The following is a 23,273-nucleotide window of genomic DNA, read 5'->3' on the forward strand; positions in this document are numbered from 1 at the left end:
GGTCTTTAGTAAAGGTAATGAGTTACGCTAACGACCATGCCTGACCTATCGTCCGACGACAAGGCCGCCACCGTGGACACTCTGCGTTCCACGGTGATGCGGCTGAGCCGACGCCTCAAGCACCAGCGCGTCGACGAGTCGCTGAGTCCCACCGAGATGTCGGTGCTCGGGACGCTGGCCCGCTGCGGCTCGGCCACGCCCGGGGAGCTCGCGCGCAAGGAACACGTGCAGCCGCCCTCGATGACCCGAATCGTGGCGCTGTTGGAGGCAAAGGGCCTGGTCAGGCTCGAACCCCACCCCGACGACCGCCGGCAGAAGGTCGTCAGTCAGACCGAGGAGGCCCAAGCCATGCTGGCGGAGAGCCGTCGCAAGCGGAACGTCTGGCTGGCCCAGCTCGCCGAGGGCCTCAACGAGGACGACTGGACCCGGCTTCAAGCCGCCGCTCCCGTACTGGAAAAACTCGCACGTCTGTAACCGCCACACCCCACGCCGCACCCACCGCATCCACAGCCGCACACCCGCTCTACGCCCAGGAGGCGACCACTGTTGAGTTCGGGACCCGGAGCACACTCCGCCCCCGCACCCCAAGAGACCCCTGCCCGGACTTCGATGTTCAGCTCGCTGAAGATCCGTAACTACCGGCTTTTCGCCACCGGTGCCGTGGTGTCCAACACCGGCACCTGGATGGCGCGCATCACCCAGGACTGGCTGGTGCTCAGCATCACCGGATCCTCGGCGGCCGTCGGTATCACCACGGCCATGCAATTTCTGCCGATGCTGCTCTTCGGTCTGTACGGCGGCGTCATCGCCGACCGCTTCACCAAGCGCAGCCTGCTCTTCTGCACCCAGGGTGCGATGAGCCTCGGCGGCCTCTTCCTCGCCGTGCTCACCCTCACCGGCCATGTGGAGGTCTGGCACGTCTACCTCACCGCCTTCTTCACCGGCCTGGTCACGGTCGTCGACAACCCGACCCGGCAGTCCTTCGTGTCCGAAATGGTCGGGCCGGACCAGGTCCGTAACGCCGTCAGCCTGAACTCGGCGAACTTCCAGACCGCGCGCCTGCTCGGCCCCGCCGTGGCGAGTGTCCTCACCGCGGCCGTCGGCCCCGGCTGGGCGTTCCTCGCCAACGGCCTCTCCTTCCTCGCACCGATCACCGGCCTGCTGCTGATGCGCACCCGCGAGCTGCACCACAGCCCGCGCAGACCGCGCGGCAAGGGTCAGCTGCGCGAGGGCCTGAACTACGTCTCCAAGCACCCCGACCTCATCTGGCCGATCGTCCTGGTCGGTTTCGTCGGCACCTTCGGCTTCAACTTCCCCATCTGGCTGAGCGCCTTCGCCAACGGCACCTTCCACGGCGGCGTGGGCATGTACGGCCTGTTCAACACGCTGATGGCGGTCGGCTCCCTGGTCGGCGCACTGCTGGCGGCCCGTCGCGGCACATCGCGGCTGCGGATCCTGGTGGGCGCCGCGATCTGCTTCGGCATGCTCCAGGTGATCACCGCGTGGCTGCCGTCGGTCTGGGTGTTCGCCCCGATGATCGCGGTGATCGGCGTGGTCGGTCTGACGGTCAACGTCACCGCCAACTCGTCGGTCCAGATGGGCACCGATCCCGAGATGCGGGGCCGGGTGATGAGCCTCTTCATGATGGTCTTCACCGGCGGCACACCGCTGGGCGGCCCGCTCTTTGGCTGGCTCACCGACACCTACGGGGTACGGGTCAGCTTCACGCTCGGTGGCGCGATCTGCGCGGTCGCGGCGATGGGCGTCGGCCTGATGCTGGCTCGCGCCGCCAACCTCCGCCTGGAGGTCGACCTCCGGCGCGGACGCCGGCACGTGTCCTTCGTACCGCGCGGGGAGCTGGCCACGGCGGCCTGACCGGGCTTGCCGACCGGGTTCAGTCGCGGGGGAAGTCGTCGGTCTGCAGCGTCAGGCCGACGACGGTGGCGGTGAGGTCCACGGGGTCACCGAACTTCAACGTGACCACAATGTGGTAATCGTCGTCCTTCGGCAGGGTGTGCAGGTACCACACCCCCTTGTACGGGTCGATGATCAGGTAGACGGGGACCCCCGCTGCCGCATAGACGGCCTTCTTCGGCCCGTAATCGTTGGTGGCCGTGCCCTCCGAGATCACCTCGGCGACGAACTCGACGTCCTGGTAACGCCAGCGGCCCTTGTCATCCTTGACGGCACCGTCCACGAGAGCCAGGACGTCCGAGGCAAAGCCGTTCAGCCGACCCGGGAAATCGATGCGGACGTCGGATTTCAGGCGCTGACGTGGGTAAACGGCGCGCAGTTGCTCGACGACGTCCAGGATGATGTCCCAGTGGGTGTCCCGCTGCGGCGACATGAAAATGTGCCCCCCGACAATCTCGACCTTGATTCCCTCGGGGGTCGCCTCAAGCCACTCGAACATCATGTCCAAGGTGCGCTCGTCGCTGGTGTCGGCCATCTTGATCCTGTCGTCGATGACGGTCATCGTGGCACTCCTCCCCGCTGCCGCGCGTGGATGCGGGCAGCCGCGCAGTACAACGATACGCACGGTGACCGGGTTACGTGGCGGGCCCGGCCAGGGACACTGGCCGCATGAAACTGTTCGCCGCCGTGCTGCCGCTGCCCGAGGCCGTCGATGAGCTCGCCCGCACGGTCGCCCCGCTGCGCACGCTCCCGGGCGCCGACGCCCTCCGCTGGACGGGCCGGGCCGGCTGGCACTACACGCTCGCCTTCCTGGGTCAGGTCGACGACACCCTGATCCCCGCCCTCGAAGCCCGCCTCGCGCACACCGCCCGGCACCACGAGCCGTTCGAGCTGAACATCACCGGGGGAGGGTCCTTCGGGGGCAAGGTTCTCTGGGCCGGAGCGGGCGGACAGCTGACCGCGATGGCCGCGCTTGCCGCCGCCACGAAGGCCGCCGCGCAGGAGGCTGGGATCACCATGGAGGAGCACCGGCCCTACGTGCCGCACCTCACCCTCGCCACGAGCCGCACCGCCGCCGGCCTGGGCCGGTACACCGACGGCCTGTCCGGCTTCACCGGCATCCCCTGGACCGTACGTGAGCTGGTGCTCGTACGCAGCGGGGCAGACCCCCAGTACAAGGTGGTCGCCGCATGGCCGCTCGGGACCGGCACGTAACCTCGGAGCGTGGACCCGAAAACCAGAAACTGGATCATGGCGGCCGTGCTGGTGCTGCTGTTCGTCGTCGTCGCGGTGGCGGCCGCCACCGGACAGTAGTCCCGCAGCGGCCGCCCTCAGGGATCAACGGGCCTACCAGGCGAAGGCCTCCGGCGAGGGCCCCGGGCCCGGGAAGATCTCGTCGAGCCCGGAGATCACGGCCTCCGGCAGCTCCAGCTCGACCGCGCGCAGCGCCGAGGCCAGTTGCTCACCGGTACGCGGACCGACGATCGGCCCCGTCACACCCGGCCGCGTCAGCAGCCACGCAAGCCCGGCCTCGCCCGGCTCCAGACCGTGCTTGTCCAGCAGGTCCTCGTACGCCTGGATCTGCGACCGCACCGACGGGTTCGCCAGCGCGTCCGCCGAACGGCCCGAGGAGCTCCGCGTCGAACCGCCGCCCTCGCGCTCCTTGCGGATCGCACCGCCGAGCAGCCCGCCGTGCAGCGGCGACCAGGGGATGACGCCCAGGCCGTACTCCTGCGCGGCCGGGATGACCTCCATCTCGGCGCGGCGTTCCATCAGGTTGTAGATGCACTGCTCGCTGACCAGGCCCACCGAGCCGCGCCGGGCGGCCAGCTCGTTGGCCTGCGCGATCTTGTAGCCGGCGAAGTTGGACGACCCGGCGTAGAGGATCTTGCCCTGCTGGATCAGGACGTCGATCGCCTGCCAGATCTCCTCGAACGGCGTGTTCCGGTCCACGTGGTGGAACTGGTACACGTCGATGTGATCCGTCTGCAGCCGCTTCAGCGAGGCTTCGACGGAACGGCGGATGTTGACCGCGGAGAGCTTGTCGTGGTTGGGCCAGGCGTCGCCCGAAGCGGCCATGTTCCCGTACATCTTGGTGGCGAGCACGACCTTGTCGCGCCGCTCGCCGCCCTGCGCGAACCAGGTGCCGAGGATCTCCTCGGTCCGCCCCTTGTTCTCGCCCCACCCGTACACATTGGCGGTATCGAAGAAGTTGACGCCCGCGTCCAGCGCGGAGTCCATGATCGTGTGACTGTCGGCCTCGGTGGTCAGAGGCCCGAAGTTCATGGTGCCGAGGACCAGTCGGCTGACCTTGAGTCCGGTGCGTCCAAGCTGCGTGTACTTCATGAGGTCCTAGCCAACCCCTTCGAGTGCGCTCGAATCAAGCACGCGGGACGCCGCCTCTTCGGCCGGTTCACGCGGCTGCAGGAACGGCTGGCCCCGGATGTTCGGCGCCCTCCTCACGGTTCTGCGGTCTGACGGAGCCGCCGATCGGTGGAGGCAGCCCCGCTCCGAACCGCGCCGCTTGCGCGCCCCGTTCGGTTGAACACCGATGAGCACCGAGCACTCAACTGCCCAGGGTGGCAGCACTGATCGCGCGGTTGGTCAGGATGCTGGAGTAGACGACGGTGGTGGTCACTGAGCCGAGGGCAGTGATCCGGCCGGTGGTCTGTTCGAGGTGGCGCATGGAGCGGGCGACGACCTTCAGGATGAAGCAGTCCTCGCCGGTCACGTGGTGAGCCTCGATGATCTCCGGGGTCGTGGCGACCAGGTCGTGGAAGGGCTTGTAGTTGCTGGTCGGATAGCGAAGCCGCACGAAGGCCAGGATCTCGAGCCCGAGCCGTTCGGGGTCGACGACGGCTGCGTAGCCGGCGATCACGCCGCGCTCCTCCAGCCGCCGGACACGTTCGGTGACGGCGCTGGCGGACATGGACACGGCGCGCGCCAGTTCGGCGTACGTGGCCCGCCCGTCACCTTGCAGGGCCTCGATGATGCGCATGTCGACTTCGTCCGTGGAATGAGCGGTCATGTCGAAGAAATACCGGGGAATCACCGGCAGAGCAAGCCCGCTTCCGGTGAACGCTGGTTCTGTTGTGGCCTTGCCCGTCCTAGCGTTGCAGGCATGACGATCACCGACACCAGCGCGGCGCTACGGGTACCGCCCGCAGCCCCGGCCGACGCCGTTTCCTTCTTCACCGCACGGTTGGCCTTCCAGGCGGACGTCTCCGACGTGCGTGCCTCTCTCGACTCCGGCGACCCGGGCTTCGTCCTGCTCGACTCGCGTGCCACGGTCGCGTGGCAGCAGGGGCATGTGCCAGGCGCGCTGCACCTGCCCACCGCCGAGATCCCTGCTCGCGCGACGGACCTGCTGGATCCGGCAGTCCCCGTCGTCACCTACTGCTGGGGACCCGGCTGCGACGGAGCCACCCGCGCGGCGCTCGCCCTCGCCCGGCTCGGCTACCGGGTCAAGGAGATGATCGGCGGCATCGAGTACTGGATTCGGGAAGGCTTCGCGATCGAGACGGCGAACGGCATCGAGCAGCGGCCGGCCGACCCGCTGACCTCCCCGATCGGCTCCACTGCCTGCGCCTGTTGAACGACACGACCCGACGGTGCGGCATCGTCCACCCGGCCTCGATCGAGCTGTGCTCGCACGGCCTCGCGGATGACGGTGTGGCCACCTCGGCTGGTCGCACGTAGACACCCTGGTTCTGCACTACCGCGGCACGAGTTCCGCGCAGGCGGGGGACGTCCGCGACGACGTCGCCCCGGGCGAGCTCGCCACCTAGTGCCTGCACGCCCTTGCCACCGCCGGCAGCCTGCCCTCCACGGGGAGACGGGCTCGGCTGTGGTGCCGGCCTGGCCGGTGTGCGTCAGGGGGTCTTCGGGTGCGGGGTCTCGGCCGGTCTGTCGGCTGCTGTGCCGGTGGGTTCGGTGTGTGAAAGCGCGGCGAGAAGTTGCAGTTTCTTGTCGCTGTCGCCGTCCTTGTCGGGGTAGTAGACGACGAGGATGACGTCGTCGACGGGGAGTTTGTCGCGGTGCAGCCGTAGTTCACCGACGACGGGGTGATGGACGGTGGTGGTGCCTCCGTCGAGTTTGCGGACATCGTGCCGGGCCCACAGGGTGCGGAACCGTTCGCTGGACAGTGCGAGTTCGCCGACGAGTTCGACGAACCGGGGATGGTCGGTGTCGTCCCCGATGGTGGTGCGAAGAGCGGCGACGAAACTGGCGGCGGCTCGCGCCCAGTCCTGCTGGAAGGCTTGTTCCTCGGGATCGAGGAACAAGGAACGAAGCCGGTTCTGGCCCGGCCGCAGGCGGGGGGACAGGGCGACAGCCATGGCGTTGGAGGCCAGGACGTCGAAGGCGCGTCCTTCGACGAACGCGGGAATCGAGAGATGGGCGAGGAGCTGGTGCACCCGCGCCGGGACGTGCTCGGGCCGCTTGCGGCGCGGCGCCCTGGGGCGTGCTGCCGCGAGGCCGAGCAGATACGTCCGCTCGACGTCGTCGAGACGCAGGACGCGAGCGAGCGACTCAAGGACCTGAACCGATGGGTTCTTGTCCCGGCCCCGCTCCAGGCGCAGGTAGTAGTCGGGGCTGATGCCGGCGAGCAGGGCGACTTCCTCACGGCGCAGGCCGGGCACCCGGCGATGACCACCGGGCGGGAGCCCGGCCTGCGCCGGAGAGACCAGCTCACGCCGGGCACGGAGGTAACTGCCGAGCCGCTTGCCGGATTCCTCGTCCTTCATATCCCCACCGTAATGCGGTGCATGTAGCTCAGCGGGGGCCCTGCCAGGACCAGGGAAGACGGGGGCTCTGCCACGACCGGTGGATCCCGTCAAGACTTGCGGCATCACTGTTCGAGAAGGACAGAGATCGACAGAGATCACCGCTGAGCGGCGTCGCACGCCCGAACTCCGGCGGTGCTCCGATTCGAAGGGAAGACCTCGTGGATCTCACCAACCGCACCGTTTTCATCGTCGGCGGCACGTCCGGGATCGGCCGGGAACTGGCCCGGCGGTTCGCCGCGGAAGGCAGCACCGTGGCGGTCGGCGGCCGCAGCGCAGCGGCGCTCTCCGGACTCTCCGCAGAAGGCATCGGCACCTTCACCATCGATGTCACCGACGGCGCATCCGTCGCACGTGCTCGCGACGCCGTACTCGCCCAGTACCCCGAGCTGGACACCGTGGTGACGATGTCGGGTGTCATGCTCCTGGAGGACCTGCGCGACCCCGCGCACTTCGAGGCGGCGGAGACGACGATCGACACCAACCTGCTCGGCACCATCCGGGTGATCGACGCGTTCACCCCGCACCTGGTCCGACGCGGCGCCGGCACCTTCGTCACCGTCACCTCCGGCATCGCCTTCCTGCCGTTCCCGCCCATGCCCACCTACGCCGCATCGAAGGCCGCGGTGCACGCCTACTCCGAGGCACTGCGCGCGCAACTCGACGGCACAGGCGTCGACGTCGTCGAACTCGTCCCCCCGGCGGTCGCCACGGCGGGCCAGGAGAAGGTGAACCCGCGCGCGCTGCCGCTCGACGACTTCGCCACCGAGGTCATGCAGCTGTTCTCGGAGGAACCCACCCCTCACGAAATCCTCGTGAAGGGAGTCCTCATGCACCGCTGGGCCGAGCGCGACGGCACGTATGACGACCTTGTCGCACAGCGCTCCCAGGCCCTGGCGACCATGCTCCCCGACCGCCAAGGCTGATCTACTCTGTGGTCCATGTGTGCAGAGTGCACTGCTCGCGCCACGGGGGTTTCATGGGAGACACAGATACTTCGGCCGAACTGAAGAGGCGTGCCGAGACGCTACGTTCAGCGGCGCGTCGCGCTCGTACCGCGGCGCATGGCCTTGGCACCTATATCGACAGCGAGGTGAAGCAGGCCGCAGGTACAGGCAAGGACCGAATACGGATTTGGCAGGGCCCCTTCGCGGATTCCACGACCTCGACGCTGCAACAACGTAGCCGTGCACTGCGCAAGATGGCAGATGACCTCGTCGCAGACGCCAAACGGTGGGACAGCGAGGCTCGCCACCTCGACGATCGTGCGAGTCACGCCGCCGAACATCAGAGCGGCCGCTGATGGGGTTCAGGGGGTTCGACGAACAAAGGGTCGCGAAGCTCGCCCGGGATCTGGAAAAGGCCAGTGCCGGAGCAGCCGCACTGCATCGCAGCATTGGTTCAATTCTGTCCGAAGCGCAGGGGGCACTCGACTCCGGCCAACGGGCGACCAGCAGTCCCGACTTGCAGCGTGTGCAGGAGACGTCCGTTGGCAGCGGTGTGCTTCTGCCGACCGCCCGAATCTCTCCCTTCGTGGGCCTGCCCGGGTCACTCGGGACGGAACTGCACGACATCTCCGTGGAGATCAGTCTTCGGCTCCTCATGTTTGATGGGGCGAAGGGACCCCACGACTTCGGCGACGGGATCTCGCCGATTGACGCGTTCAACGGCATCACCACGCGGGCCAAGCCGGAGCCGAAGCCGAAGAAGCGACCCTGGTGGAAGAAGTGGGTCGTTGACCCTCTGGAGGACACCGGCGTTGAAGTCGCCAATGTGATGCAGGTCGCCTTCAGCCAGGAATCTCTCACCGGTGTCTTCGAGACAGCCGTGGGTGTCTGGCTGATGTCCCTCGGCGCCGGTGGCGAGGTCGGTGGCACCGCCCTTGACGCCACTGGGGCGGGGGCCTTCCTCGGGATCCCGGTGAATGTCGTCAGTGGCGCAGCCATTGCCGGAGGCGGCACCCTGGCCTACAAGGGCCTGGGCGACTTCATGACGGCGATGTCCCAAGGCGACTACAACGCCTGGAGCCGCTCCAGCCGTAAGGGATCGAAGCCCCGGCCGCTCCGCGAAGCCGACCCGCTCAAGGACGAGGGCTACGGCGGCCATGGAGTCACCGAGCACGTGGGTCGCAGTGACCAACAAATGGGTGATCGTCTCGCCAAATCGAAGAATGGGAGGCCACAGTCGGTTTCGACGTACAAAAATGTAGGTGATGCCCAGCGATTCTCGCAGCAGGCAGTGGATGCCAACAACTATGAGATCAAGAATTGGCTAAAGACTCAGACCACTGGTGCACCGAAGCCCTTCGAACTGAAGAACACCGGGGAAGTCGCTGGACGCTCGCTATCCCGAGAGGATTGGCAGTCAGGTAAGGGTGCAAGAGATGTTCGCGGTGTCAGAGTTGTTTTGAAACCTGATCCCGACGCACCTGGCGGTTATTACATCCTTACCACCCATCCCCTAGGCTAACGAAGCGTGCGGTCGCCAACGATGACCGCAGGAGGAAACCAAGATGACACAACCGGACATTTTTGATGATGACGCACCATGGGCAGAATGGTTGCCGGAGTTGCGGCTATTGCTGTCCGCATATTCGGCTGTAGTCGACGAGAACGCATACACCGACACTGATGAGGCCCCGTCGAAGGCTATGCGCAGCTATCTGCGGATGGCGACCTACTATCCGGGCCGGGCGTTCCGGGCGAGCCGCGAGATCCTGGATGTTCTCAAGTACGGCTTCGACGACGAGGATGTGGCCTTCAACCTCGCGTCCATGGCTCCTATGATCACTCCGCCCGGTCGCACCCGCGAGGACTGCCTGATTGCGATGCTGCCGCATCTCGCTGCATTTACCGAGGGTGGTGAAGTAGCAGAGCCGGCAGTTCCCGAAACCAGCTGGGAGTGGCGCGAGCGTCTGCCGAACCTTGGGAACCTCCTTGGCGGTTCCTTTCACCAGGATGTCGAGGCTCCGCACGACGTCGTACTGGACGGTTGGGTGGCAGCCGGAGCCGGTGGGGAGCACCACGAAACCGCTGCGGCTGCGCGGGAAATCGGGGAATTGCGCGAGATCTGCTCCGACGAAGTGTGCGTGGAAAATGCGGTCGTAGCACTCGGCTGTTCCCTCATGCCACCAGATGGCCAGACGTACATCCAGTGGATGGACCACATTGCGGAACGCCTGAACGCTCATCTTGAAGAGGTGAACTACCAGCTGCCCACCGGTAGGAATCCCGCCTATCCGCCCCACGACAAGCGATCGGCCGTTCAGCGCTGAGCGCCGATCTGGTGAGCGTTGTCTGGCTCGGGCGCGCTATTTCTACGCGAGGCGGCGGTGAACGGTCATATCGACACCTACTGCGCTTCGTGTGAACGTTCCCCAGGCGGAGGGGGAGAAGGCGAGGGCAGGCAGGGCGATGTCCTTTGAATCACGGACGTGGACGGCCCGTGGCGTGGGTTGCTACCTCAATGCATTCGCCTTTGCTGCCGCTGTAGGTGGACTTGGTCCACGTCAGGGCCGCCTCGACGCACTCGCCTTGACTCCCGCTGTAGCTGCTCTTGAACCACTTCAGGTCCGTACTCATAGTTCGCGTGCCACCTGTTCGATCAGTTCTGTCGACTCTTCAGGGGTGAGGGCCTGCGCCCGCAAAGTGCCATACTTCCCGAAGGGATCGCCCAGGTCAGGTTGTTGGGCGACGAAGTAGCCGCCGCTTTGGCCTTCGATGTAGGCGAGTTGGCGACGCTCTTCGGTCTCCAGAAGGATCAAGGGGCCGTCGAGTCCGGCGTGGGTCTCCCTGACTGCTCGGGCGTACGCCTCTGTCTGGAGCAGGCCAGGCACGACGTGGTTCTGGTACATGTGGATGGCCAACGCCTTCGCCTCCTCCTGCGCGTACTCCTCCGTCCAGGCAGGCAGATGGCTGACCCGCCACTCCTTCGCCGCCGCGAGAAGTGCACCCTGTGCACCGCCGCCGCGTACCGGTGGCCGGGCGGGGTGCGGGCGCTGGGCCGGGGGGACGGTTGTGCGGCGTACGTGGGGGTGCCGGCGTTGGACGGGGCGACCTGGCCGCTGACGTGGCAGTCGCTGCCGACGGCCGAAGTTCCGTTCGTGGAGTGCGACTTATTGCATGAAATGGTCGGACGCGCCCTGGATGCTGTACGGTGATCGCGTCATCACGCTCCGTGAAAACGGAGCGGTCCCCGGAGGTGCTACCAACACCCGCCCGAGGACCTACACCGCCGCATGGATCAGAGGTCCAACGGGATGTTTCGTCATGCTATCGCGCCCACGCGGCGCTATACGAAGGCTTCGCACGACGTCGTACGGCATCAACGCCTGAACAGCGACGCGAAGATCCTTCTGCTGTACGTGCAGGGGCTGCCGGACAGCGAGACGCACAAATCTCTCAGCGAGCACGCGCTCAAGCTGGGCATCAAGGGCCGTGCGTACCAGCGGGCCAAGGAATCCCTCACCGCCTGCGGATATCTGCACGAGTGGCGTCGGCAGGGCGAGCGCGGCCGTTGGGTTACGGGGCAACTCCTCGCGAATGTCACCCTCACGCGGGACGAGGCCAGCCGGGTACGGGGCGGAGGGGAGCCCCCGAGTGACCGGCCGCCGACCGAGCAGCCGCCGAGTGCCCGCCCTCCGGCGGTCGGCGGGCCGGAGACACGGAAAGTCGGCGGCTCAGAACCAGAAGAAGAACTACCGGAGAAGAACCTCCCCCACCCCCCACCCGAAGACGCGCCGGTCGGCGAACGTGCGGTGGCCGAACGGGTGTTGCTGTCGCTGCGCCATGCGAGCCAGGAGCTGCACCTCGGCGTCCGCGAGGCGCGGGGGCTGGCCGAAGCGGCGGCGGAGTGGCTGCGGCGGGGGGTAACGCCGGGGGACCTGCGGCGGGTGCTCGCGGAGGGGCTGCCGGCGGAGGGCGTTCGCTCGGCGGTGGGGTTCCTGCGGTACCGGCTGGAGGAGAAGCGCCCCGAGGCGGACGAGCGGGCTGTCCCGGCGGAGGGCCCGGCCGGCTTGGTGACGTGCAAGGGCGGGGGCGATGAACATGTGTTCCGGCCGGTGAGCGACGAGACGCACTGTGGGCGGTGCCGGGTGGCGGAGGCCGGTGCCGTCGCCGGGCGGGACCGGGTGGGGCTCCCGGCGCCCACGGTGCGGGCGGTTTCCTGGCGGGAGCGTGTGGCCGAGGTGACGGCCTGACGGCGCTCGCCGTGCCGGGCGGCGAAACTGCGAACCCGACCGGCGCTGCCGTCCCCCGCACAGCCGCCGAGGATCACCCTCGCGTACGTCGCGGTTCGACGAGGCGATCGCCGGACAGCAGCGTGCCGGCCTGCTTGATGTGCTTCAGCACAGGTGAGACCTCCATGCTCTGCAGGCCGGCCAGCGACCCGATGCGGTCCGTCGTGAACTCGAAGAGTTCGTCGAGATCACGGCAGTGCGCGACGGCATGGATGTTGTGCGGCCCGGACACGGCTGCGGCGAAGGCGATCTCGGGTTCCTGCGCGAGCGTGCGTCCGACCGTCTTCACCGCCGACGGATGCACGCGCAGCCACAGGTTCGCCCGGGCGTGGTAGCCGAGCGCGGCTGCCGCGATCTCCACGTCGATGTGGACGACGCGACGTTCGAGCAGAGTCTGCAGGCGGCGTGACACGCGCCCCGGAGTGGAGTCCGCCGCTGCGGCGAGGTCGGCGAGACCGGCGCGTCCGTCTGCGGCGAGCGAGCCGAGGATCTTCTCGTCCTCTGCGGTGAGCTGCACTGAATCGCGGGCGACGACCGGTGCTTCGGTGAAAGGCGGACCTTCACTGCCCAGCATGGCTTCCTGCTCCGGGGACAGCACGTCCTGCAGGGCGGCCCAGTAGTGGCCGCGGCCTCCCATGAACTGACGGAGCATGGCGAAGGCGTTGATGTCGAGTACCGCCGCGGTGCGCGGAAGCCGTTGGCCGAGCAGGTCCTCGCGCTGCTCGCGGGTCCGTGACTGAGTGGCGCAGGTGATTTCGTAGCCGGCCGCGCTCAGGGCGACCCAGTTGACGTCGTCGCGCTTGGCGAGTGCGTCGGCGATCGCCGAGACGCTGCCGGGGCGGCAGCGCAGTCGCACCAGCCACCTGCTCTGTCCCAGCGCGCCCGGGTTCACCATGCCCGCGACGCGGACGATGCCCGCTGCGCGCAGGCGCCGGTAGCGGCGGTTGACGGAGCTCTCCGAAACACCGAGCGCGGCCGCAATCGCGGCATACGAGGCCCGGGGCGCGATCTGCAGGGCGCGGATGATTCGCACGTCATCGGGCTGCAGATCGCCGGATTCACACACATCCATACCCGTCACGAAGCGAATCCTACAAAGGAGGCCCATACATTCGCTCCGGCAACAGTGCGGCGAACAGACTTGCCGTATGTCATCGAACAGCACAGATCAGCACACGCCGACCGCGCTCATCATCGGGGCCTCGCGGGGCCTCGGCCACGCGGTGGCGGCCGAATTCCTCGACAGGGGATGGGACGTCATCGGCACGGTCCGCGACACCACGTCCCGGACACCCCTGCACGATCTCGCGGACCGGTCCGACGGGCGCGTGAGTGTCGAGCACCTCGACATCAACGAGCCCGACCACCTGGCGCCGTTGCACCAACGCCTCGCCCACCGGCGACTGGACCTACTCTTCATCAACGCAGGCACCACGAACAACGAGCAGACCCCGATCGGCGCGGTTCCGGTATCGGACTTCGTACAGGTGATGATCACCAACGCCCTCAGCCCGATGCGCGTCATCGAAGCGCTCGAAGACCTGGTGACCCCCACCGGGCTGATCGGGGCGATGTCGTCCGGGCAGGGCAGCATCACGAACAACACGACCGGCGGCCGCGAGGTCTACCGCGGAAGCAAAGCGGCCCTGAACATGTTCATGCGCAGCTTCGCAGCCCGGCAGGCCGGGACGCAGCGCGCCTTCGCCCTGCTGGCGCCGGGCTGGATCCGCACCGCTCTGGGCGGGCCGAACGCGCCGTTCACCGTCGAGGAGAGCGTCCCGCTGCTGGTGGACGTCCTGCTGTCCAGGCTGGGCACGCCCGGCCTGGCGTATCTGGACCGCTCGGGTCAGACCGTGCCCTGGTAATCCCGAGCCGCCGAGTGCCCGCCCTCGTCGTGGTCCCTGGTGAGTGCGGCAAGGAGTTCCGGGTCCGAGTGGACCTCCGCTGTGTGCTGCCATCGCGGCCAGTATCCGGGTGGCCGCCGACACCACGGTCTGGTCCTGCTCGGCCCGGGCAGCGGTGGTCAGGACGAGGTCCTCGCCGTCCCTGCGATGCAGCAGGAGTCGGGGCGACTCCTTGAGGCGGGCGATTGTTTGAAGTTACTTTGAAACTGGCGCCCCCGCCATCACCCGCAAGGGGGACGGCGCCGGCGCACCCAACCCCCAGGCCTGATGCATCGCGTCGGCGAAGGCCCCCGCCAGTTTGTGTTCGCCGCTCGCGTTCGGGTGGGTGCCGTCGTAGGTGTCCCGGTGGATGTCGTACGACTCGGGGCGGGAGGCGAGCAGCAGGGGGGACATCGGCTGGTCGAGGTCCGCGACGGTCTTCGCCAGGAGGGTGTTGAAGCGGTCGACCTCCGCGGCGAAGGGCGGGTCCGTCTCGGCGCGGATGTTGGGGATCACCGGCAGGATGACCGCGCGGATGTGCGGGTTCGCCTCGCGCGCCTGTGTCAGGAAGCGGTGGACGTTGCGGGCGGTCTCATCGGCGTCCGTGTAGAAGCCGAGGTCTATCAGTCCGAGCGAGATCAGTAGCACGTCCGCCGGGTGGGCGGTCAGGGTCTCGCGGATCACCGGGGCCATGTGCTGCCAGCCCTCGCCCCAGCCGGCCAGGTGACGGCGGGCGTCGGCGGGGAAGGCGGGGTCGGCATAGGCCGTGCTCGACTCGTACAGCTCCGCGCGCGGGCCGACGATCTCGCAGCTGCCGCCGATCCGCTGCCACATGCGGTAGCGCCAGGTGTAGTCGCCGGCCCGGCCTATGGTCATCGAGTCACCGACGAACATCATCCTCAGACGCATCCGGTCATCATCGCTGACAGAAGAACGGTGGCAATCTTGGGGTCATGCGTTCGCTTCTGTACGTCGCCGGGGCTGCGGCCACCGTCCTGCTCGCCGTCGTTCCGGCCGTTCCTGCCGCCGCCGACGACGGCGGGTTCACGATCAAGGATCCTCGGATCAAGGAGTCCAGCGGCCTGGCGGCGAGCCGCCTGCATCCGGAGATCTACTGGACGCACAACGACAGCAGCGACGGCCCGTACGTCTATGCCGTGGATTCGAAGACCGGCGAGACGGTGGCCAGGGTGACGATGCGCGGGGTGGGGCAGCCGCGTGACGTGGAGGCGATCTCGATCGGTCCTGACGGGGACATCTACGTCGGGGACATCGGCGACAACCTCGACGGGGCGTGGGACCACGTCTGGATATACCGCTTCCCCGAGCCCGAGCAGCTGAAGGACGAGACGGTCCAGGCCACCCAGTACACCGTGAAGTACGCCGACGGCGCGCGGAACGCGGAGGCGCTGATGGTGCAGCCCACGACCGGGCGGGTGTACATCGCGTCGAAGAACGAAAAGAAGGGCGGCGGGCTGTACGTGGGGCCCAAGCAGCTCTCGGCGACGAAGACCAACGTCTTCCGGCGGATCGGCCATGTCCCGTGGGTGACCGACGGGGCGTTCTCGCCGGACGGCAAGCAGTTGACGCTGCGCGGGTACCTGGGGGCCTGGACCTACGACTGGAAGCCGGCCGGTGACGGCGGCCTCGGCGCCGAGCACGAGCTGAACGTGCCGTTCCAGGGGCAGGCCGAGTCGGTGACCTACACCCCCGACGGGTCGGCGCTGATGATGGGATCGGAGGGGGCGGAGAGCCGGGTGGAGCGGTTCGCCGTGCCGCACCCGAAGGGGTCGGAGGCCGCCAAGTCGCCGTCCGGCAAGGACGGTTCGGCGAGCGCGGACAGTAACGCCGGCGGAACCGGAAGCGGCAGCAGTGCGAAGTGGGGGGTGGCAGTCGTCGCCGGGCTCTGCGTGCTGTTCGTGGGTGCGAAGAAGGTGTTCCGGCGGGGCGGCGGGGGCAGCCGGCGGCGCGGCTAGCCTTCCAGCGCCCGGACCTCATAGTGCAGGGTCGTGTCCCGTTTGACGCGGTGGGCGAGCGGCACGAGGGCACCGTGCACGATCGGGTACTTGCGGGCGAGCGCCTTCGCGGCGTTCTTGTTCTCCGCGCTGCCGGTTGCCAGTAGCCGCACCCGCGCTGTGACGGCGGGGCCGGTCGGTTTTCCCCGGAGAGTGGAGGGTGCGATCTCCACTTCCGGGAAGTTGCGCATCCGCTTGACCTTCCACGCCGAGGAGTACGTACGGATGTAGGCGTGGTCGCCCTCGACGGCGATGGAGACGGGGGTACCCACGGTGCTGCCGTCGCGTTTGCGGGTGGTGAGCAGCACGGCGTACTGCTTGGCGAACGGGGTCAGAGGGCCGGGCTGCGGGCTGGGCGGTGATGCGGTCATGCCTCCATGCATGCACGGCTGCCGCCTCCTGTCACCCCCTGTCGGTCCGTTCAGCCCTTGGCGGGGCGGACGCTACGCCGCCCAGTGCCCCGGCCTGACGAGCGACGGCGGAAGCTTCGTCGCCGGGTCGCCCTTCGCCGCGTTCAGCTGGGGCTGGGTGAGGAAGAAGGCGCCGGTGAGGTCGGCGCTGCTGAGGTTCGCGTCGCGGAGGTCGGCGCCTATCAGGTCGGCCAGGCGGAGGTCGGCGCCGGTGAGGTCGGCGGCGATCAGGTAGGCGCCGCGCAGGTTGGCGCCCTGGAGGTCGGCGCCCCGGAGGCGGGCGCCCATCAGGTCGGCGCCCCGGCGGTTCTTCTTCCTGCTCTTGCCGCCGGCCGTGGCGCGTACGAGTTCGCTGGTGCGCAGGAGAAGAGTGTTGACGTCCGCGCGGTGGGCCGGGACGTCCAGTTCGCCGAGCGCCTCGGGGGTGAGACGGGTGAGGGCGGTGGTGGCGTCGAGGAGACGGCGCAGGTCGGCGTGGACGGGGCGGGCGGGGGCGAGGGTGAGTGCCTCGGTCAGGTACCAGAGGAGTTCGTGGAGCTGTCTGACCACCGGGAACGTGTCGAACATCTGCCGGGCGGTCGCCGGGTCCTGCCGCCAGTCCCGGCCGCCGAAGGTGACCTGGGAGACCTGCTGGCCGGCGCCGAAGCAGTCGTACACCGTGCAGCCGGAAAAGCCCTTGTCCCTGAGCCGGGTGTGGATGCCGCAGCGGAAGTCGTCCTGCAGGTTGGTGCAGGGCTGCCCGGCGCGTTTGTCGAGCGCGAAGTCGGCGGAGGCGGTGAAGGGGAGCGCGACGCAGCAGAGCCCGAAGCAGTTGGCGCAGTCGCCCTGCAGGGTGAGTTCGCTGTGATCCTGGGGCATGGGTCGATTTTACGGGCGCGTACCGCAGCCTCGGCCGGGGCGTCGTAGCCTCGCGGGATGCGTGAACCCCGGGCCTTCTCCACCGACCGTCTCGATCTGCTGCCGCTGCGGGTCGCGCACGCCGATGAGATGGCGGAGGTGTTGTCCGACCCGAGCCTGCACACCTTCATCGGCGGCCGCCCGGCCACCGTGGAGGAACTGCGCGCCCGCTACGAGCGTCAGCTCGCCGGCTCCCCGGACCCGGCGGTGACCTGGTGGAACTGGGTGATCCGGCTGCGCGCGGAGGGCCGTTCGACGGAGGGCTGCCCGGTGAAGGGCAGCCTGACGGGGACGCTGCAGGCGACGGTCGAGGAGCCGGTCGCGGAGATCGCCTGGGTGGTGGGAACGCCGTGGCAGGGCCGGGGCATCGCCAAGGAGGCGGCGGCAGGTCTGTGCCGGCATCTCGCCGGTGTGCCGGGCCTGCACGAGGTGATCGCGCACATCCACCCGGACCACGCCGTGTCGGCCGCGGTGGCCGGGGCGGCGGGGCTGCGGCCGACCGGCGAGTGGCAGGAGGGGGAGGAGCGGTGGCGGGGGGCGCTGCCCGGGTCCTGAGCGTGCGGGCGTGCGGGCTCAGTCGGCGTACGGGTCTTTCAGCCACATCGGCCGCCGGACTTCCTCCAGTACAGGCGCCGGGAAACGTGCCCCGGGGACGTAGTAGCGGGCCTTGGTGTTTCCGACCGGCTGGAGCAGCTCGGCCTCGACGAGGGACCGTGTAGCCCTCGATGCTGTTGGAGCCGGCGATGGCATCGGCGGTGAACGTCTTGCGCAGGTCGGCCGTCCACTTGGCCGCTGTCTGCCGCACCTGGTGCCGCAGGGATTGCCGCATGGCGTCGACGTCGGCGAGGACGGCGCGGTCCGCGCTGCTGAGCGCGGGGATCCGATAGAGCATGACTCGATGACACCTACTGACTGTCAAGAGGCGGAGTGTCGAAGGGGTGCACAAGCGTTTACCCTGGGGTGAACACGTGTGCACCCCGGCCAGCCCCCGGCCCCGGCGTCGGCACGGCCAACGTCGACACGACCAACGGAGAGTCATGCCCCCTGCGATACCGACCGAGGACGTCGACGAGGTCGAGGAAGCCCCGCACCCCCGGCTGCTCGTCGGTGTTCTCGCGTTCTGCGGCTGTGTGGTTGCCGTCATGCAGACGCTGGTGGTGCCGCTGCTGCCGCACGTTCCCGCGCTCACCGGGTCGACCCCGGCGGCCGCGAGCTGGCTGGTCACCGTCACGCTGCTGACCGGGGCGGTCTGTACGCCGGTGCTCGGCCGGGTCGGGGACATGTACGGGAAGCGGCGGGTGCTGGTCGCGGCGCTCGGTGTGCTGGTGCTGGGGTCGGTGCTGTGTGCGATCAGTTCGCACATCGGGGTGCTGATCGCCGGCCGTGCCCTGCAGGGCGCCGCCATCGCCGTGGTGCCGCTGGGGATCAGCATCATGCGGGACGAACTGCCGCCGGCCCGGGTGCTTTCGTCGGTGGCGCTGATGAGTTCGACGCTGGGGATCGGTGCGGCCATCGGTCTGCCGGTCGCCGCGATGGTGGTGGAGCACTACGACTGGCACACCATGTTCTGGGCGTCGGCCGCGCTCGGCGTGCTCGACGTCCTGCTGGTGCTCCGGGTGGTGCCGGAGTCGCCGCTGCGGACCCGGGGCCGGTTCGATGCGCTGGGCGCGGTCGGGCTGAGCGGGGCGCTGGTCTGTCTGCTGCTGGCCACCACCCAGGGCGGCGAGTGGGGCTGGGGCTCCGGCCGGATCGTCGGGCTGTTCGTGGCCGCGGTGGTGATCGGCCTGGTCTGGGGGTACTACGAGCTGCGGGTCCCCTCGCCGATGGTCGATCTGCGGATCTCCGCACGTCCCGCGGTGCTGTTCACCAACATCGCGGCGCTGCTGGTCGGCTTCGCCTTCTACGCCAACTCGCTGGCCACCGCGCAGATGGTGCAGGAGCCGAAGAGCACCGGATACGGGCTCGGTGCGTCCATCGTGGTCGGCGGGCTGTGTCTGCTGCCCGGCGGGCTCTCGATGGTGGCGCTGTCGCCGGTCTCCGCGCGGATCTCCGCCAAGCACGGCCCCAAGGTCACCCTCGCGCTCGCCTCGGCCGTGCTGGTGGCGGGTTATGTGGTCCGCTTCTACACCAGCCACAGCCTCTGGCTGATCATCCTGGGCGCCACGGTGGTGTCATCCGGTACCGCGCTCGCGTACTCGGCGTTGCCGTCGCTGGTGATGCGCGGGGTCCCGGTCAGCGAGACGGCCGCGGCCAACGGGCTCAACACGCTGATGCGTTCGGTCGGGCAGGCCTTCTGCAGCGCGGTGGTCGCCGCCGTGCTGGCCAACCTCACCTTCCGGGCCGGCGGTCACACCGCCCCCACCCTGCACGCGTACCTCGTGGTCTTCCTCATCGCGGGCGGCGCCGCGCTCGCCGCGCTGGCCGTGACGCTGTGCCTGCCGGGACGGTCGGCGGCGCCCACCGCCGGTAACGTCGGGGGACGGGGACCGAAGGTGCTGGCTCAGGAGGGCGCATGACCGCAAGCGGCACGGACAGCGGCCCGGCGGGGACGCGGGCCGGGCCGACCGGCCGGGACGCGCAGGCCGGGTCCACCGGCCGGGACGCCATCCTGCTCGCCGCCCGGCGCGCCTTCACCCGGCGCCCGTACGCCGAGGTGACCATGCGCGGGATCGCCGCGGACGCCGGGGTCAGCGCCTCGCTGATCGTGAAGCGGTTCGGGACCAAGGAGCAGCTGTTCGGCACGGTCGCCGACTTCGGGGCGGCGGCCGACGAGCTCTTCGACGCCCCGCTCGGCGACCTGGGCCGGCACCTGGTGCTCACCCTCGTACGCAGCAGAAGGGCGCAGCAGGCCGACCCGTTGCTGCGGGTGGTCTTCTCGCTGGGCATCGACGACGAACGCTCCCTGCTGAAGGAGCGCTTCCGCGAACAGGTCACCGCCCGGCTGGCCGCCCGGCTGACGGGTGCGGAGCGCGAGTTGCGGGCGGAGCTGATCGCCGGGCAGCTGCTGGGCCTCGGTGCGGCGCTCAGTCTGCACCGGCCCGGCGCGGGCCAGGTCGCCAGCCCCGAGCGGCTGGCCGAGCTGTGCGCGCCGGCGCTGCAGCGGCTGATCGACGGCTGACGGGGAGGCGCTTCCGGGGCATGCGCTAGATGGACTTGGGTCAGCCCGGCCGACGCTCTCGAGCTGCAGGAGATGCGGGCGCTGGCCGCCTACCGCGAGCGGCAGGACCGCGGGGAATCGGCCGGCGTACCGCACCGCGAAGCGCTCCGCCGTGTTTTCGGCGGGGATGACGCGTGACCAGCCAAGTCATCTGAAAGCCGGAGGCTCTTGTCCAGGCGGAGACGTTCGCCAAGGACGATCCCCATGGGGTGCGCCAGGTATTCACGGCGGTGGACCACCTCGGCGACGACCCCCGACCCGAAGGCGCTTCCGGCAGTGCCGCGCTGCTGCGTATCCATGTCGGGCGGCACCGCGTCCTCTATGAGATCAGTGACAGGCAGGTCAGGATCAGTGTGGTCCACCTCGGCCGGCTGCGCTGAGAGTCTGCCCCTGGCCATGCGAAGAGCCCCGGCAGTTACTGCCGGGGCTCCTTCGATGAGCGGTAGCCGTTACAGCTTCTCGATCACGTAGTCGATGCAGGCGGTCAGCGCCTCGACGTCCTGCGGGTCGACCGCCGGGAACATCGCTACCCGCAGCTGGTTGCGGCCGAGCTTGCGGTAGGGGTCGGTGTCCACGATGCCGTTGGCGCGGAGCGCCTTGGCGATGGCCGTCGCGTCGATCTCGTCGGCGAAGTCGATGGTGCCGATGACCTGCGAACGCTTCGCCGGGTCCGTCACGAACGGGGTCGCGTACTTGGATTCCTCGGCCCAGCCGTACAGGGTGCGCGAGGAGGTCGCCGTGCGGCGGACCGTCCAGTCCAGGCCGCCCTGGGTGTTCATCCAGGTGAGCTGCTCGTTCAGCAGGAACAGCGTGGCGAGGGCCGGGGTGTTGTACGTCTGGTTCTTCAGCGAGTTGTCGATCGCCGTCGGCAGCGAGAAGAACTCCGGGATGTGCCGGCCGGACGCCTGGATGCGGGCCGCGCGCTCCAGGGCCGCCGGGGAGAAGACGCCGATCCACAGCCCGCCGTCGGAGGCGAAGGACTTCTGCGGGGCGAAGTAGTAGACGTCGGTCTCGGTGATGTCGACCGGCAGACCGCCCGCGCCCGAGGTGGCGTCCACCAGGACGAGGGAGCCCTCGTCGGCGCCCGCGACCCGCTTGATCGGGGCTGCGACACCGGTCGAGGTCTCGTTGTGCGTGAGGGCGTAGACGTCCACACCCGCCTCGGCCTTCGGGTCCGGGTGGGTGCCCGGGTCGGAGGCGATGACGGTGGGCTCGGCGAGCCACGGCGCCAGCTTCGAGGCCTTCGCGAACTTGGAGGAGAACTCGCCGAAGTTGAGGTGCTGCGACTTGGACTCGATGAGCCCGTGTGTCGCGATGTCCCAGAAGGCGGTGGAGCCGCCGTTGCCCAGGATCACCTCGTAGCCCTCGGGGAGCTGGAAGAGGTCACGCACGCCTGCGCGTACCGCGCCGACCAGGTTCTTGACCGGGGCCTGGCGATGGGACGTGCCCATGAGGGAAGTGCCGGTGGCGGCGAGGGCGTCCAGCGCCTCCGTACGCACCTTGGAGGGGCCCGCGCCGAAACGGCCGTCGGCGGGCTTGATGTCAGCGGGAATCCGGATCTCAGCCACGAGCGGGAGCGTAGTCGGTTCCGGGCGGATATGGACAGTAGGTCCGCCCGATGAGACGAAGCCCCGGACCGCGGGCCGACGGCACGGCCGGCGCCATGGTCCGGGGCGCGACACGGGTGCGGGCGTCAGCCGCCGAGTTTCACCGGCAGCGCGTAAAGGTCGTTCTGGGTGACGACCGGCTTGTTGCGCAGTTCGGTGGCGGGCACCGCGAGATGCAGTTCGGGGAAGCGGCCGAAGAGCGCCGGCAGGGCGACGCCTGCCTCGAGGCGGGACAGGGCCGCGCCAGGGCAAACGTGCGGGCCGTGGCCGAAGGAGATGTGCCGGTTGGGGGTGCGGGTGATGTCGAAGTTGCCGGCGGTCGGGCCGTGCGCCTCCTCGTCCCGGCCGATCGCACCGAACGAGACGATCAGCCCCTCGCCCCGGGGCAGCACCGTGTCCCCGACCGCGATGTCTTCGGTGGCGAACCGGATCAGTACGTGCGAGGTCGGGGTCGACCAGCGCAGCGTCTCCTCGATGACGTTCTCCCACGGCACTTCACCGCTGAGCACCAGCTTGCGCTGCTCGGGATGGGCCTGCAGGGCCACCACGGCGTTGACGATCAGGCTGATCGTGGTCTCGTGACCGGCCGCGATCATCAGCTGGAGGGTGTTGGTGATCTCCTCCGTGGTGAGGTGGTCGCCGTCCTCGGAGGCCGCGATCAGCGCGCTGGTGAGATCGTCCCCGGGGTGGGCCCGCTTGGACTCGACGATCTTGGCGAAGAGCGCGCCGAGGTCCGCCATCATCTGCGGGACCTCCTCCGGCGGTGTCTGCGTCGAGAAGAACTTCTCGAAGAGGTGCTTCAGCCGGGGATGGTCGGCGGAGTCCACCCCCATCAGCTCGCTGACCACGTTCATCGGCAGCGGGTAGGCGAACTCTGCCTTCAGATCGACCGTCTCGCCCGCGGGTGTCTCGGCCAGCCGGTCCAGCATCCCGGTGGTGAGCTTCTCGATGCCCGCGCGCAGCCGTTCAACGCGCCGTACGGTGAGGGCCTGCGCGACCAGGGTGCGCAGCCTGCGGTGGTCGGCGCCGTCCACGGTGAGCATCGACCGGCCCGGGTTGGCCAGGCCGATCAACGGCCAGTCGGGCGGGATCTCGCCGCGCTGCCAGGCGCCCCAGACGTTGATGTCCTTCACCAGGCGTGCGTCGGTGAGCAGTTGCCTGGCCGCCGCGTGGCGGGTGACCGCGTAACAGGCGACGCCGCCCGGCAGCACCACCCGGGCCAGCGGTCCCGCCGCGCGCAGGGCGTCACTCTCGGCGTCCAGGTCCTGGACGAGGGGGTCCAGGACGATCGGGTCCAGGACGAGGGGCTCGTGGTCGACCGGACAGGTCATCGGTGTCTCCTAAGAGGATGCTGGGGACGGTGTGCTGTC

Annotated in this window: 26 protein-coding genes and 2 pseudogenes; 15 read left to right on the forward strand and 13 right to left on the reverse strand. The window is 68.9% G+C overall.

The window, feature by feature from the left end:
* The first annotated feature begins 36 nt into the window (after nt 1–36).
* Both AB0436_RS27730 and AB0436_RS27735 read left to right on the forward strand, forming a co-directional pair.
* On the forward strand, nt 37–474 hold the full coding sequence (locus tag AB0436_RS27730) for a MarR family transcriptional regulator (RefSeq protein WP_366470672.1): 438 nt from the start codon (nt 37–39) through the stop codon (nt 472–474).
* Nucleotides 475–546: 72 nt separating this feature from the next.
* Nucleotides 547–1,875 (forward strand): MFS transporter, encoded by a 1,329-nt coding sequence (locus AB0436_RS27735; RefSeq protein ID WP_366470673.1) that lies wholly within the window; start codon nt 547–549, stop codon nt 1,873–1,875.
* 19 nt (nt 1,876–1,894) lie between these two features.
* Here the strand turns inward: AB0436_RS27735 and AB0436_RS27740 are convergent, their stop codons facing one another.
* Complete coding sequence (locus AB0436_RS27740) at nt 1,895–2,476, reverse strand: Uma2 family endonuclease (protein WP_366470674.1); 582 nt, start codon at nt 2,474–2,476, stop codon at nt 1,895–1,897.
* A gap of 107 nt (nt 2,477–2,583) precedes the next feature.
* Here AB0436_RS27740 and thpR point away from each other — a divergent pair, with 107 nt between their 5' ends.
* A complete protein-coding gene (gene thpR, locus AB0436_RS27745) occupies nt 2,584–3,129 on the forward strand; it encodes an RNA 2',3'-cyclic phosphodiesterase (RefSeq protein ID WP_366470675.1) in 546 nt (181 codons plus the stop codon).
* Between the two features lie 132 nt (nt 3,130–3,261).
* Here the strand turns inward: thpR and AB0436_RS27750 are convergent, their stop codons facing one another.
* Both AB0436_RS27750 and AB0436_RS27755 read right to left on the reverse strand, forming a co-directional pair.
* Nucleotides 3,262–4,260, reverse strand: a complete 999-nt coding sequence (locus tag AB0436_RS27750; RefSeq protein ID WP_366470676.1) for an aldo/keto reductase — start codon at nt 4,258–4,260, stop codon at nt 3,262–3,264.
* 220 nt (nt 4,261–4,480) lie between these two features.
* Complete coding sequence (locus AB0436_RS27755; RefSeq protein ID WP_366470677.1) at nt 4,481–4,942, reverse strand: Lrp/AsnC family transcriptional regulator; 462 nt, start codon at nt 4,940–4,942, stop codon at nt 4,481–4,483.
* 93 nt (nt 4,943–5,035) lie between these two features.
* On the opposite strand from AB0436_RS27755, the gene AB0436_RS27760 reads away from it, so the two are divergent.
* Complete coding sequence (locus AB0436_RS27760; RefSeq protein WP_366470678.1) at nt 5,036–5,509, forward strand: rhodanese-like domain-containing protein; 474 nt, start codon at nt 5,036–5,038, stop codon at nt 5,507–5,509.
* A 277-nt stretch (nt 5,510–5,786) separates the two neighbouring features.
* On the opposite strand, the gene AB0436_RS27765 is transcribed toward AB0436_RS27760, so the two are convergent.
* Entirely contained in the window at nt 5,787–6,659 is an 873-nt protein-coding gene (locus tag AB0436_RS27765) for a helix-turn-helix transcriptional regulator (protein ID WP_366470679.1), read from the reverse strand.
* A 200-nt stretch (nt 6,660–6,859) separates the two neighbouring features.
* Here AB0436_RS27765 and AB0436_RS27770 point away from each other — a divergent pair, with 200 nt between their 5' ends.
* Genes AB0436_RS27770 through AB0436_RS27785 form a run of 4 tightly spaced genes read left to right on the forward strand, consistent with a single transcriptional unit; the run spans nt 6,860 to nt 9,972 of the window.
* Entirely contained in the window at nt 6,860–7,624 is a 765-nt protein-coding gene (locus AB0436_RS27770) for an SDR family NAD(P)-dependent oxidoreductase (protein ID WP_366470680.1), read from the forward strand.
* Between the two features lie 53 nt (nt 7,625–7,677).
* The gene (locus AB0436_RS27775; protein ID WP_366470681.1) at nt 7,678–8,001 is read left to right on the forward strand and encodes a hypothetical protein; all 324 of its coding nucleotides are present in this window, start codon (nt 7,678–7,680) and stop codon (nt 7,999–8,001) included.
* Nucleotides 8,001–9,167: an RNase A-like domain-containing protein gene (locus AB0436_RS27780; RefSeq protein ID WP_366470683.1), complete on the forward strand. Its 1,167-nt coding sequence runs from the start codon at nt 8,001–8,003 to the stop codon at nt 9,165–9,167. Before AB0436_RS27775 ends, AB0436_RS27780 begins: the two co-directional genes overlap by 1 nt.
* A 43-nt stretch (nt 9,168–9,210) precedes the next feature.
* A complete protein-coding gene (locus AB0436_RS27785) occupies nt 9,211–9,972 on the forward strand; it encodes a contact-dependent growth inhibition system immunity protein (RefSeq protein WP_366470684.1) in 762 nt (253 codons plus the stop codon).
* A 42-nt stretch (nt 9,973–10,014) separates the two neighbouring features.
* Here AB0436_RS27785 and AB0436_RS27790 read toward each other — a convergent pair.
* Nucleotides 10,015–10,279 (reverse strand): annotated as a pseudogene (locus tag AB0436_RS27790) (DUF397 domain-containing protein).
* A complete protein-coding gene (locus tag AB0436_RS27795; protein ID WP_366470740.1) occupies nt 10,276–10,773 on the reverse strand; it encodes a Scr1 family TA system antitoxin-like transcriptional regulator in 498 nt (165 codons plus the stop codon). The pseudogene AB0436_RS27790 and the gene AB0436_RS27795 overlap by 4 nt, the downstream one beginning before the upstream one ends.
* Before the next feature lie 183 nt (nt 10,774–10,956).
* Between AB0436_RS27795 and AB0436_RS27800 the strand changes: the two genes are divergently transcribed.
* The gene (locus AB0436_RS27800) at nt 10,957–11,895 is read left to right on the forward strand and encodes a hypothetical protein (RefSeq protein WP_366470685.1); all 939 of its coding nucleotides are present in this window, start codon (nt 10,957–10,959) and stop codon (nt 11,893–11,895) included.
* A gap of 73 nt (nt 11,896–11,968) precedes the next feature.
* On the opposite strand, the gene AB0436_RS27805 is transcribed toward AB0436_RS27800, so the two are convergent.
* The gene (locus AB0436_RS27805) at nt 11,969–13,006 is read right to left on the reverse strand and encodes an Lrp/AsnC family transcriptional regulator (RefSeq protein WP_366470741.1); all 1,038 of its coding nucleotides are present in this window, start codon (nt 13,004–13,006) and stop codon (nt 11,969–11,971) included.
* Between the two features lie 76 nt (nt 13,007–13,082).
* Here AB0436_RS27805 and AB0436_RS27810 point away from each other — a divergent pair, with 76 nt between their 5' ends.
* Complete coding sequence (locus AB0436_RS27810; RefSeq protein ID WP_366470686.1) at nt 13,083–13,799, forward strand: SDR family oxidoreductase; 717 nt, start codon at nt 13,083–13,085, stop codon at nt 13,797–13,799.
* Here AB0436_RS27810 and AB0436_RS27815 read toward each other — a convergent pair.
* Both AB0436_RS27815 and AB0436_RS27820 read right to left on the reverse strand, forming a co-directional pair.
* A pseudogene (locus AB0436_RS27815) lies at nt 13,781–14,024 on the reverse strand (hypothetical protein). The gene AB0436_RS27810 and the pseudogene AB0436_RS27815 overlap by 19 nt on opposite strands.
* A 9-nt stretch (nt 14,025–14,033) precedes the next feature.
* Nucleotides 14,034–14,720, reverse strand: a complete 687-nt coding sequence (locus AB0436_RS27820; RefSeq protein WP_366470742.1) for a GDSL-type esterase/lipase family protein — start codon at nt 14,718–14,720, stop codon at nt 14,034–14,036.
* 50 nt (nt 14,721–14,770) lie between these two features.
* On the opposite strand from AB0436_RS27820, the gene AB0436_RS27825 reads away from it, so the two are divergent.
* On the forward strand, nt 14,771–15,793 hold the full coding sequence (locus tag AB0436_RS27825; RefSeq protein WP_366470687.1) for a WD40 repeat domain-containing protein: 1,023 nt from the start codon (nt 14,771–14,773) through the stop codon (nt 15,791–15,793).
* Here the strand turns inward: AB0436_RS27825 and AB0436_RS27830 are convergent.
* Both AB0436_RS27830 and AB0436_RS27835 read right to left on the reverse strand, forming a co-directional pair.
* A complete protein-coding gene (locus AB0436_RS27830) occupies nt 15,790–16,203 on the reverse strand; it encodes a PPOX class F420-dependent oxidoreductase (protein ID WP_366470688.1) in 414 nt (137 codons plus the stop codon). The genes AB0436_RS27825 and AB0436_RS27830 overlap by 4 nt on opposite strands.
* Before the next feature lie 72 nt (nt 16,204–16,275).
* Nucleotides 16,276–17,100, reverse strand: a complete 825-nt coding sequence (locus AB0436_RS27835; protein ID WP_366470689.1) for a pentapeptide repeat-containing protein — start codon at nt 17,098–17,100, stop codon at nt 16,276–16,278.
* Between the two features lie 57 nt (nt 17,101–17,157).
* On the opposite strand from AB0436_RS27835, the gene AB0436_RS27840 reads away from it, so the two are divergent.
* From AB0436_RS27840 to AB0436_RS27855, 4 genes are all read left to right on the forward strand, one after another.
* A complete protein-coding gene (locus tag AB0436_RS27840; protein ID WP_366470690.1) occupies nt 17,158–17,694 on the forward strand; it encodes a GNAT family N-acetyltransferase in 537 nt (178 codons plus the stop codon).
* Between the two features lie 482 nt (nt 17,695–18,176).
* Nucleotides 18,177–19,655, forward strand: coding sequence for an MFS transporter (locus AB0436_RS27845; RefSeq protein ID WP_366470691.1), 1,479 nt, complete (start codon nt 18,177–18,179; stop codon nt 19,653–19,655).
* Nucleotides 19,652–20,257, forward strand: coding sequence for a TetR family transcriptional regulator (locus tag AB0436_RS27850; RefSeq protein WP_366470692.1), 606 nt, complete (start codon nt 19,652–19,654; stop codon nt 20,255–20,257). The genes AB0436_RS27845 and AB0436_RS27850 overlap by 4 nt, the downstream gene beginning before the upstream one ends.
* Before the next feature lie 248 nt (nt 20,258–20,505).
* The gene (locus AB0436_RS27855) at nt 20,506–20,676 is read left to right on the forward strand and encodes a type II toxin-antitoxin system RelE/ParE family toxin (RefSeq protein ID WP_366470693.1); all 171 of its coding nucleotides are present in this window, start codon (nt 20,506–20,508) and stop codon (nt 20,674–20,676) included.
* A gap of 69 nt (nt 20,677–20,745) precedes the next feature.
* On the opposite strand, the gene serC is transcribed toward AB0436_RS27855, so the two are convergent.
* Both serC and AB0436_RS27865 read right to left on the reverse strand, forming a co-directional pair.
* Nucleotides 20,746–21,864 (reverse strand): phosphoserine transaminase, encoded by a 1,119-nt coding sequence (gene serC, locus AB0436_RS27860; protein WP_366470694.1) that lies wholly within the window; start codon nt 21,862–21,864, stop codon nt 20,746–20,748.
* Nucleotides 21,865–21,989: 125 nt separating this feature from the next.
* Nucleotides 21,990–23,201, reverse strand: coding sequence for a cytochrome P450 (locus AB0436_RS27865; protein WP_366470743.1), 1,212 nt, complete (start codon nt 23,199–23,201; stop codon nt 21,990–21,992).
* Between the last annotated feature and the right edge of the window lie 72 nt (nt 23,202–23,273).

This window comes from Streptomyces sp. NPDC051322 (assembly GCF_040689485.1).
Lineage (GTDB): Bacteria > Actinomycetota > Actinomycetes > Streptomycetales > Streptomycetaceae > Streptomyces.

Coding starts and splice junctions, on each gene's coding strand:
- AB0436_RS27840 (WP_366470690.1), top strand. CDS start 17,158: ATGCGTGAACCCCGGGCCTTCTCCACCGACCGTCTCGATCTGCTGCCG.
- AB0436_RS27825 (WP_366470687.1), top strand. CDS start 14,771: ATGCGTTCGCTTCTGTACGTCGCCGGGGCTGCGGCCACCGTCCTGCTC.
- AB0436_RS27765 (WP_366470679.1), bottom strand. CDS start 6,659: ATGAAGGACGAGGAATCCGGCAAGCGGCTCGGCAGTTACCTCCGTGCC.
- AB0436_RS27845 (WP_366470691.1), top strand. CDS start 18,177: ATGCCCCCTGCGATACCGACCGAGGACGTCGACGAGGTCGAGGAAGCC.
- AB0436_RS27835 (WP_366470689.1), bottom strand. CDS start 17,100: ATGCCCCAGGATCACAGCGAACTCACCCTGCAGGGCGACTGCGCCAAC.
- AB0436_RS27780 (WP_366470683.1), top strand. CDS start 8,001: ATGGGGTTCAGGGGGTTCGACGAACAAAGGGTCGCGAAGCTCGCCCGG.
- AB0436_RS27730 (WP_366470672.1), top strand. CDS start 37: ATGCCTGACCTATCGTCCGACGACAAGGCCGCCACCGTGGACACTCTG.
- AB0436_RS27755 (WP_366470677.1), bottom strand. CDS start 4,942: ATGACCGCTCATTCCACGGACGAAGTCGACATGCGCATCATCGAGGCC.
- thpR (WP_366470675.1), top strand. CDS start 2,584: ATGAAACTGTTCGCCGCCGTGCTGCCGCTGCCCGAGGCCGTCGATGAG.
- AB0436_RS27760 (WP_366470678.1), top strand. CDS start 5,036: ATGACGATCACCGACACCAGCGCGGCGCTACGGGTACCGCCCGCAGCC.
- AB0436_RS27805 (WP_366470741.1), bottom strand. CDS start 13,006: ATGGATGTGTGTGAATCCGGCGATCTGCAGCCCGATGACGTGCGAATC.
- AB0436_RS27750 (WP_366470676.1), bottom strand. CDS start 4,260: ATGAAGTACACGCAGCTTGGACGCACCGGACTCAAGGTCAGCCGACTG.
- AB0436_RS27775 (WP_366470681.1), top strand. CDS start 7,678: ATGGGAGACACAGATACTTCGGCCGAACTGAAGAGGCGTGCCGAGACG.
- AB0436_RS27740 (WP_366470674.1), bottom strand. CDS start 2,476: ATGACCGTCATCGACGACAGGATCAAGATGGCCGACACCAGCGACGAG.
- AB0436_RS27810 (WP_366470686.1), top strand. CDS start 13,083: ATGTCATCGAACAGCACAGATCAGCACACGCCGACCGCGCTCATCATC.
- AB0436_RS27830 (WP_366470688.1), bottom strand. CDS start 16,203: ATGACCGCATCACCGCCCAGCCCGCAGCCCGGCCCTCTGACCCCGTTC.
- AB0436_RS27850 (WP_366470692.1), top strand. CDS start 19,652: ATGACCGCAAGCGGCACGGACAGCGGCCCGGCGGGGACGCGGGCCGGG.
- AB0436_RS27785 (WP_366470684.1), top strand. CDS start 9,211: ATGACACAACCGGACATTTTTGATGATGACGCACCATGGGCAGAATGG.
- AB0436_RS27800 (WP_366470685.1), top strand. CDS start 10,957: ATGTTTCGTCATGCTATCGCGCCCACGCGGCGCTATACGAAGGCTTCG.